This window comes from Streptococcus sp. HMSC10A01, from assembly GCF_001807785.1.
Taxonomy (GTDB): Bacteria; Bacillota; Bacilli; order Lactobacillales; family Streptococcaceae; genus Streptococcus; species Streptococcus gordonii.
Map to the genome: position 1 here is coordinate 1 of NZ_KV790965.1, position 9,092 is coordinate 9,092.

Genomic DNA, 9,092 nt, shown 5'->3' on the forward strand with positions numbered 1-9,092 from the left:
TGACATCACATTCCAAGTCAAACACGACGGCACAGTGGAAGTGACAAACGTTGGTGAGAAGGACTCTAAAGGTGAAGACAACAAGGTTGTAACCGATGGTTCCAAAGTAACTGTAACCGATAAAGACGATGACCTTCCACGTAAGATTACCTTCAGTAAGGTCAGCCTTGGTGGAGAAGAAATCGCAGGTGCTCAAATCAAGATCTACAAGGGCGAGAAAGCCGAAGGTCAAGCTGTAGAAAACTGGACTTCAGAAGCTGGTAAGTCTAAAGACCTCAACTTGGCACCAGGTACTTACACCTTCCATGAGGAAGCAGCCCCAACTGGTTACCTCAAAGTGACCGACATCACTTTCCAAGTCAAACATGACGGCACAGTGGAAGTGACAAACGTTGGTGAGAAGGACTCTAAAGGTGAAGACAACAAGGTTGTAACCGATGGTTCCAAAGTAACTGTAACCGATAAAGACGATGATCTTCCACGTAAGGTAACTTTCAGTAAGATCAACCAATACGGTACTGAAATTGGTAGTGCACAAATTCAAATTTTCCGAGGCAACGAGGCAACTGGTAATCCTGTAGCAGAATGGACTTCAGAAGTAAACAAATCACATGATTTAGAATTAGCTCCTGGAGTATATACTTTCCATGAAGCGACAGCCCCAGCTGGTTACCTAGCTGTTAAAGACATCACTTTCCAAGTGAACTTCGACGGAACGATAACAATTTTGAACGCTAATGGAAACACAGTAGAGTACAAGGATGGGAAGTTAGTAGTAACAGACCAAAGTATTCCAACAATTCCAAGTGTCCCAAATCAACCGAACAAACCAAACAAACCAAATAAACCAAATAAACCTGATAAACCAGGTAATAAAGATCCTAAAGATCCAGGCAATGGAAAACCAAAGGATCCGGATAAGAAAAATCCTAAAGATCCTGGTAAGACAAATCCTAAAGATTCAGAAAAACCACAAGAAAAAGATGAGACTAAGAAAACTTTACCATTAACAGGTACAGAGCTTAGCTTTACACTTCTTGCCCTTGGTTTAACTATGATTGTTGGATGGGGAGTTTATTACGGGACTCGTTTTAAAAACTAAAACAAGAAACAAGTGTCAATGAAAATTGACGCTTGTTTTTTTATGTTTTGTACTTTTTATCAGAAATAAGCGACAGAACTGATCGGATAGAGATGACCGATAGCTTAGTAAGATTCTATGATTCTCCTAATTTTAGAAAAATCACTCATAAATATGAAAACGGCTTCATTCGTATTGAGATTATCCAACTTGTTTTATAAAATAAGGTGAAGAAAACTATAGGAATAGCTTGCTTCTATAAAATTGGAAGCGGTTACTTAGTGGAGGACCTTATGGAAAAAGGATATTGGAATCGTAAAAGAGTCTATAGCATCCGGAAATTTACTGTTGGTGCATGCTCAGTGCTTATTGGAACTTGTGCAGTTTTGTTTGGAGCTAGTCTTTCTGCAGGAAATCCTGTTTATGCGGAAGAAGTGGCCGTTAACGCTAGTGCTGAAAGCGTCAAAGAAGAAGGAATGATTGAGGAAGAGAACTCTGATAAAGTAGTTGCCACTAGTGAATTGTCTGAGGCTGCAGATGCTAGTCCAGCTCTTTCAACACAGGAAACTTTCCCAGAGAAAACAGAAGAGAATTCACCTAGTCCTAAGATAGAAAAAGAGTTTTCTGAATCAGTAAAAAATGAAGCGAAAGAAATAAGCGAGTCCTCTGCCCAAGAAGGATCAGAAAAGGATAAGGTGAAATCTGCTACTGAGGAGGAAGTGAGTCAAATGATTGAGGATAGAAAGGTCAATTTTAATCAGAACTGGCACTTTAAATTAAACGCTAATGCTAAGGAAGCAGTAAAAGAAGAAGCTGATGTGACTTCATGGAAAAAATTAGACTTACCTCATGACTGGAGTATCCACTTTGACTTTGATCAAGACTCTCCTGCACAAAATGAAGGTGGGCAGCTTAATGGTGGAGACGCTTGGTATCGCAAGCCCCTTAAATTAGATGAAAAGGATTTAGATAAAAATGTTCGTCTGACCTTTGATGGGGTCTATATGGATTCGCAAGTCTATGTGAATGGCCAGCTGGTCGGTCATTATCCAAATGGTTACAATCAATTTTCATACGATATTACAAACTTTCTTCATAAAGATGGGCGGGAGAATATCATTGCTGTTCATGTGATTAACAAGCAGCCAAGCAGTCGTTGGTATTCAGGAAGTGGAATCTACCGTGACGTTTCTCTTCTTATCAGAGATAAGGTTCATGTTCAAAAGAACGGAACAACTATCTTGACTCCTCAGTTGGAAAGTCAAAAAGATGGAAAGGTAGACACTCTTGTCAGCAGTAAGATTGTTAATACAGATGATAAAGATCATGAAATCACAGCTGAATACCAAATTGTGAGACGAGGCGGAGAAGCTGTAACAGAAGTGATTCGTACTGCCAGTCAAAAACTGAAAGCTCATGAGACTAGTACAATTCAGACAAGTCTACAAGTTGAAAGACCAGAACTGTGGACTGTGCTGAATGATAAGCCTGCCTTGTATGAGCTAGTAACACGGATTTATCGTGATGGTCAGCTTGTTGACGCTAAGAAAGACTTGTTTGGTTATCGCTATTATAACTGGACTCCTAATGAAGGTTTCTCTTTGAATGGTCAGAGAATCAAATTTCACGGGGTTTCCTTACACCATGATCACGGAGCCCTAGGAGCAGAAGAAAACTATAAGGCTGAGTATCGTCGTCTCAAGCAAATGAAGGAAATGGGGGTTAATTCAATTCGTACGACCCATAATCCTGCTAGTGAACAGACTTTGCAGATTGCGGCAGAGTTAGGATTGCTAGTCCAAGAAGAGGCTTTTGATACTTGGTATGGAGGTAAGAAGCCTTACGATTACGGTCGTTTCTTTGAAAAAGATGCCACTCACCCAGAGGCTCAAAAGGGAGAAAAATGGTCTGATTATGACTTACGGACAATGGTAGAAAGAGGTAAAAATAACCCGGCCATCGTCATGTGGTCTATCGGAAATGAAATCGGTGAGGCTAATGGAGATGCTCATTCTTTAGCGACTGTTAAACGCCTGGTCAAGGTCATTAAGTCAGTTGATAAAACTCGCTATGTCACGATGGGGACAGACAAATTCCGCTTTGGTGATGGTAGTGGTGGCCACGAAAAAATTGCTGATGAGCTAGATGCAGTTGGTTTTAACTATTCAGAAGATAATTACAAAGCCTTGCGTGCCAAACATCCAAATTGGTTGATTTATGGTTCTGAAACGTCTTCTGCGACTCGTACACGTGGTAGCTATTTCCATCCAGAGCAAGAATGGGTTGGAAGCAATCAGTCTTGGCGAAACTATGAACAATCGGACTATGGAAATGACCGAGTTGGCTGGGGTAAAACGGCAACAGCTTCTTGGACTTTTGACCGAGATAATGCTGGTTACGCAGGACAATTTATCTGGACAGGAACAGACTATATCGGTGAACCAACTCCTTGGCACAACCAAAACAGCACTCCTGTAAAGAGTTCTTATTTCGGAATAGTGGATACAGCTGGTATTCCTAAAAATGACTATTACCTTTACCAAAGTCAGTGGGTTTCTGTTAAGAAAAAACCAATGGTTCACCTGCTTCCTCACTGGAATTGGCAAGATCAGGAATTAGCAGACAATGTTGCAGATGCTGAAAATAAAATACCAGTTCGTGCATACTCCAATGCTGCTAGTGTTGAATTATTCTTGAACAACCAATCTTTGGGACTCAAGAAATTTAATAAAAAAGAGACAAGTGATGGCCGTAGTTACCAAGAAGGGGCCAATCCTCAAGAACTTTACCTTGAGTGGAAAGTGGCATATCAGCCAGGGACTCTGGAAGCAGTAGCTCGTGATGATCAAGGTAAAGAAATTGCCCGAGACAAGATTGTAACAGCAGGTCAACCTGCAGGAGTGCGCTTGGTTAAGGAAGAGCACGCTATTGCAGCAGATGGAAAAGACTTGACCTATATCTACTATGAAATTGTAGATCGTGATGGCAATGTCGTACCAACTGCTAATAACCTTGTTCGTTTCCAATTGCATGGACAAGGTCAGCTAGTCGGAGTAGATAATGGAGAACAGGCTAGCCGTGAACGTTACAAGGAACAAGCAGACGGCTCTTGGATTCGCAAAGCCTTTAATGGTAAAGGGGTTGCCATTGTTAAATCAACAGACCAAGCAGGGAAATTCACCTTAACGGCTCATTCTGATTTATTAAAATCGGACCAGGTGACTATTTTCACTGGAAAGAATGATCAGAAAGAAAAGACAGTGTTAGGGACGGAAGTGCCAAAAGTTCGTACAGTTTTGGGACAAGCTCCAAACTTGCCAGCGACAGTTCCTTTTGTTTACAGTGACGGAAGTCGGACTGAACAGCCTGTGACTTGGTCACAAGCAGATGTTAGTCATTCAGGCATTGTAACTGTCAAAGGAGAGTCAGATGGCCGTCAGGTAGAAGCGCGTGTTGAAGTTCTAGCCGTTGAAAGAGAGTTACCAGTTATCAAACGAGTGGCACCAGGGACAGATTTGAGTGCTGTAGATAAGTCAGTTGCTCTTGCCTTAACTGATGGGAGTCTTGAACATTATGATGTGGATAAATGGGAAATTGCGCCAGAAGATAAGGACAAACTTTCTGTTCCAGGTTCCCGCATTCAAATGACTGGGCAACTTGCAGGTACAAAGGTTTCAGCAACCTTACTGGTGACAGATAGTGAAGCAGAAGCACCTGTGAATCCAGTTGTAACTCTTGACGGTGATTCTGTAACAGGTCTAACCAATCAGAAACCGGTTCATTACCATAGCCTGGCCTATGGATCTCAACTTCCTTTGGTAGCAGCTACTGCTGAAAATGCAGATATCACAGTTGTTCAAGCTAGTGTTGCAAATGGGTTACGGGCCAGCATTTATGTTCAACCTAAGGATGGCGGTGCCCTACAGACCTATGCCGTTCAGTTCTTAGAAGAAGCTCCTAAAATTGAACGTTTGAGCTTACAAGTTGAGCAAGCGAATCATCTAAAAGAGGATCAGACTGTTCAATTAACTGTTTTGGCCCATTATCAAGACGGTACTCAGGCAGTCTTACAGGCTGATAAGGTTGCCTTCTCTACAACAGGAGAGGGAGAACTTGCTGTTCGTAAAGGAATGCTTGAATTACACAAGCCTGGAATTGTCACACTCAAAGCTGAATACGAGGGCGCTGAAGGTCAAGTAAACTTGACGATTCAGGCTAATACAGAAAATAAAACGGTTCAATCCGTTCGTCCTGTTAGTGTGGTAACTGATTTGCATCAAGAACCAAATCTTCCAACCACTGTTACTGTTGAGTACGACAAAGGATTCCCTAAAGTTCATAAAGTTACTTGGCAAGCAATGGCTAAGGAGGAACTTGATCGCTACCATACTTTTGAAGTAGTAGGAAAGGTCGAAGGTATTGATCAAAAAGCCATTGCTAAAGTTTCTGTTGAAGGGATCATTGCAGTCGAAGAAGTCAGTGTTACGACACCGATTGCAGAAGCTCCACACTTGCCAGAGAGTGTACGAACTTACCACTCAAATGGTCAGGTTTCGTCAGCAAAAGTTACTTGGGAGCCTATTGCACCTAGTCAATATCAAAAAGAAGGTGTCTTTACTGTGTCAGGAAAGGTGGAAGGAAGTGCTTTACCAACCAAGCTTCATGTACGAGTATCTTCTCAAACAGAAAATGGTGCTAACATCTCTGACCAATGGACAGGTTCAGAATTGCCACTTGCTTTTGCTTCAGATTCTAACCCTAGCGATTTAGTATCTAATGTTAATGATAAAGTGATCTCTTATACGGATCAGCCAGCCAACCGTTGGACTAACTGGAACCGTCGTGAAGAAGATTCGGTAGGGGTTCTCTTTGGAGATTCTGGTATCTTGACTAAACGGTCAGTAGACAATCTAAATGTAGCCTTCCATGAAGATCACGGGGTTGGGGCACCTAAGTCTTATGTGATTGAATATTATGTTGGGCAAGCTACGCCAACAGCTCCAAAAAATCCTAGCTTTGTAGAAAGCGAAGAGCATGTCTTTAATGATGATAGCAATTGGAAACCTGTGACCAATCTGAAAGCTCCAGATCAGCTAAAAGCAGGTGAAATGAATCACTTTAACTTTGATAAGGTAGATACCTATGCTGTTCGTATTCGTATGGTAAGAGCAGATGACAAACTTGGAACCTCTATCACAGAAGTTCAAATCTTCTCGAAACAAGTTGCTCCAGCTAAGCAAGCACAGACTAGGATACAGGTGGCGGGCCAAGATTTGCCAAACTTTAATCCGAACTTGACGGACTACTATTTAGAAGCTAAGGATGGAAAGGCGGATGAAGTAACTGCAAGTGTTAGCAATAATGGTCTGGCGACTGTTGTACCAAGTGTCCGCGAGGGAGATCCTGTTCGTGTCATCGTCAAGGCTGAAAATGGAGATATTCTCGGTGAGTATCGCATCCACTTTACCAAGGACAAAGATCTATTGGCACGTAAACCAATAGCGACAGTAAAACAAGCTCGCCTGCTCCAACTAGGTCAAAATCTAGAGTTACCAAGCAAGGTCCCTGTTTACTTTACAGGGGAAAAAGACTATGAAGTGAAAGATTTGGCTGTCGAATGGGAACCAGTTCCAGCTGAAAACTTATCAAAAGCTGGTCAGTTTACTGTTCATGGTCGTCTGGTTGGAAGTAACCTAGCTGTCGAGCTAAGAGTCCGAGTGACCGATAAGTTAGGCGAATCTGTATCAGAGAATCCTTACTATGATGAAAATAGCAATCAGGCTTTTGCATCTGAAACAAATGATGCTGATCCAGATTCTCATGATCGAGTGGATTATATCAACGACGGGGACCTTGATGAGAGCCGACGTTGGACAAATTGGTCAGCGACACCATCAGCTAATCCAGATGTTTCAGCAGGTGTTATCTTCAAAGAAAACGGTAAGATTGTCGAACGGACAGTTAATCAAGCCAAACTGCACTTCTTTGCTGATAGCGGTACAGATGCTCCGTCTAAACTAGTCTTAGAACGCTATGTTGGTCCGGACTTTGATGTTCCAACCTATTATTCAAACTATCGAGCTTATGAATCCAACCACTTGTTTAACAATCCTGATAACTGGGAGTCCGTTCCTTACAATATGAATCAAGATATCCAGGCTGGTACAGAACTGACAGCAACCTTTAATGCTGTGAAATCCAAAGCTATGAGATGGAGAATGGATAGAAAAGCAGATAAGAATGGAGTTGCCTTGATTGAGATGACTTTCTTGGCACCAAGTGAGTTGCCTAAAGAAAGTACAAAATCAAAAATCTTGCTTAATGGCAAAGAACTTCCAGACTTCTCTGCGGAGCGCTTAGAATATCAAGTGTCCTATAGTGGTCAACGTCCTAAAGTGACAGTAGAAGAAAATGACCAAGTGGCTTCGACTGTTGTAGATAGTGGAGATAACCGTTTGCCAGTCTTGGTTCAACTTCTGTCTGAGAGTGGTAAGCAGGTTAAGGAATACCGTATTCAACTGACGGAAGAAAAAACTACAGCTGGTAAGGTAGCAGCTGCAGTTCAAGAAGAACTTCCAAGTTTAGAAGTCGAAGAAAAAGCACTTCCTTATCAGACGATTGAAAAAGAAGATGCCAATCTCTATCTAGGGGAAAGCCGTGTAGAAGAAGAGGGTCAAAATGGTAAGGAAAGAATCTTTACTGAAGTTTCTCCAGATGGTCAGCGAGTAGAAAAACTACGAGAAGTGGTTCAAGATCCCATCAATCGCGTCCTGCTTGTCGGCATTAAGAAAGGAACAGCTCTTCCAGAAGATGATATCAAAGATTTGGTTCTCTATAGACCAGAGCTTCTGATAGAGGAAGAAGAGGTTGATTTCCAAGTGCAAGAGCGAAAGAATCATATGCTTCCAGCTGGTCAAACGCGTATCATCCAAGAAGGCCGTAAAGGTATTCGTGTGAACTTAGTCGAACTTGAAAATGGCAAGCGCACTCTTAAAGAAAGCTACAATAAATTAGAAGCACAAGATCAGATTCTAGAAGTGGGAACTGCCCTTTCAGAAGAGAAAACAAAGTCACAAGATACTTATAAAGCTCATTCACAAACTTCTGGGCAAGACAAAGATCAGATTCTAGAAGAAAAAGTTCAAGTCACCAAAGCTGTGAAAGAAGAGCATACAGAAGCTAAATCTGAAGAAGTGCAGCTTCAAGAAGAAAAAGTCAAATCAATCGAAAAAGGTTACTTACCGAATACAGGAAGTCAGTCAGATCAAGCTACGATAACCACGGGCTTAGCTCTCTTGGGCTTAGGCGCTGGTCTTGCTGCAAGGAAACGTAGAAAAGAAGACTGAGATTTAATGATTAGGTAAGAGGACAATCCGTTGAACTAGACGAAGAGATCAGGGAATTATCCCTGATCTTTTTTATGTAACTACAGCACTTCTAGTAAGCTGAGTCTAGCAAGATAAGGTTCACATTGACTCCTTGTGTTGAAAGATGACAAAATTGTAAGCTTTAAAAGCCCAAATGAAAGGTTAAGTTATGGAAGCGAGTTTAAAAAAGCTGTATCCTTATAAGTGTAAAGGAAAGGGAAAGAAAGTTTCTCTTGATAAAAGCAAATGTTATAAAGGAGGCCCACTATGAAAACTAAACTTTTTAACCAAGACAAACGTCCTCTAAAAGCACAAAAGATTTCTAAAGAAGAAATCGAGAAGACTCGCTTAGGCTGTGCCTCTAGTCAATATTACTTCTGGTTGCAGTATAGTCATTAAGGAATATTAAGTTCCAGCTTCTATAAAGAGAAAGTTTATCAAAACTTTCTCTTTATACGATTAAAAATCAAAGATGACAAAAATGTAAGATTAGAAGTAAGATTGTAAGGTTAGGTTATGGAAAGCCGAGTGCAAATTCGGTAGAATAAGATTATCAAAAAGAAAGAAGTGTTTAGAATGAAATTATTTAAAATAAGTCATAAGAAAGATAAATATTCCATTCGGCCAAGTCAAAAAGAAATTGA

Annotated in this window: 3 protein-coding genes; all 3 read left to right on the forward strand. The window is 41.1% G+C overall.

Translation table 11 applies throughout. The features are described 5' to 3' along the window. Window positions 1–1,102 (forward strand): prealbumin-like fold domain-containing protein (locus tag HMPREF3108_RS01630; RefSeq protein WP_141738442.1); only part of this gene is annotated, 1,102 nt, incomplete at its 5' end. A 272-nt stretch (window positions 1,103–1,374) separates the two neighbouring features. Beyond that, window positions 1,375–8,427 (forward strand): LPXTG-anchored adhesin/beta-galactosidase BgaA, encoded by a 7,053-nt coding sequence (bgaA, locus tag HMPREF3108_RS01635; RefSeq protein WP_070493012.1) that lies wholly within the window; start codon window positions 1,375–1,377, stop codon window positions 8,425–8,427. Window positions 8,428–8,715: 288 nt separating this feature from the next. Then, complete coding sequence (locus tag HMPREF3108_RS10880; RefSeq protein ID WP_008809422.1) at window positions 8,716–8,847, forward strand: hypothetical protein; 132 nt, start codon at window positions 8,716–8,718, stop codon at window positions 8,845–8,847. Window positions 8,848–9,092: the final 245 nt, after the last annotated feature.

What these genes read in the sequence shown, in the direction of transcription:
- bgaA (WP_070493012.1), top strand. Translation starts at nt 1,375, where the DNA reads ATGGAAAAAGGATATTGGAATCGTAAAAGAGTCTATAGCATCCGGAAA.
- HMPREF3108_RS10880 (WP_008809422.1), top strand. Translation starts at nt 8,716, where the DNA reads ATGAAAACTAAACTTTTTAACCAAGACAAACGTCCTCTAAAAGCACAA.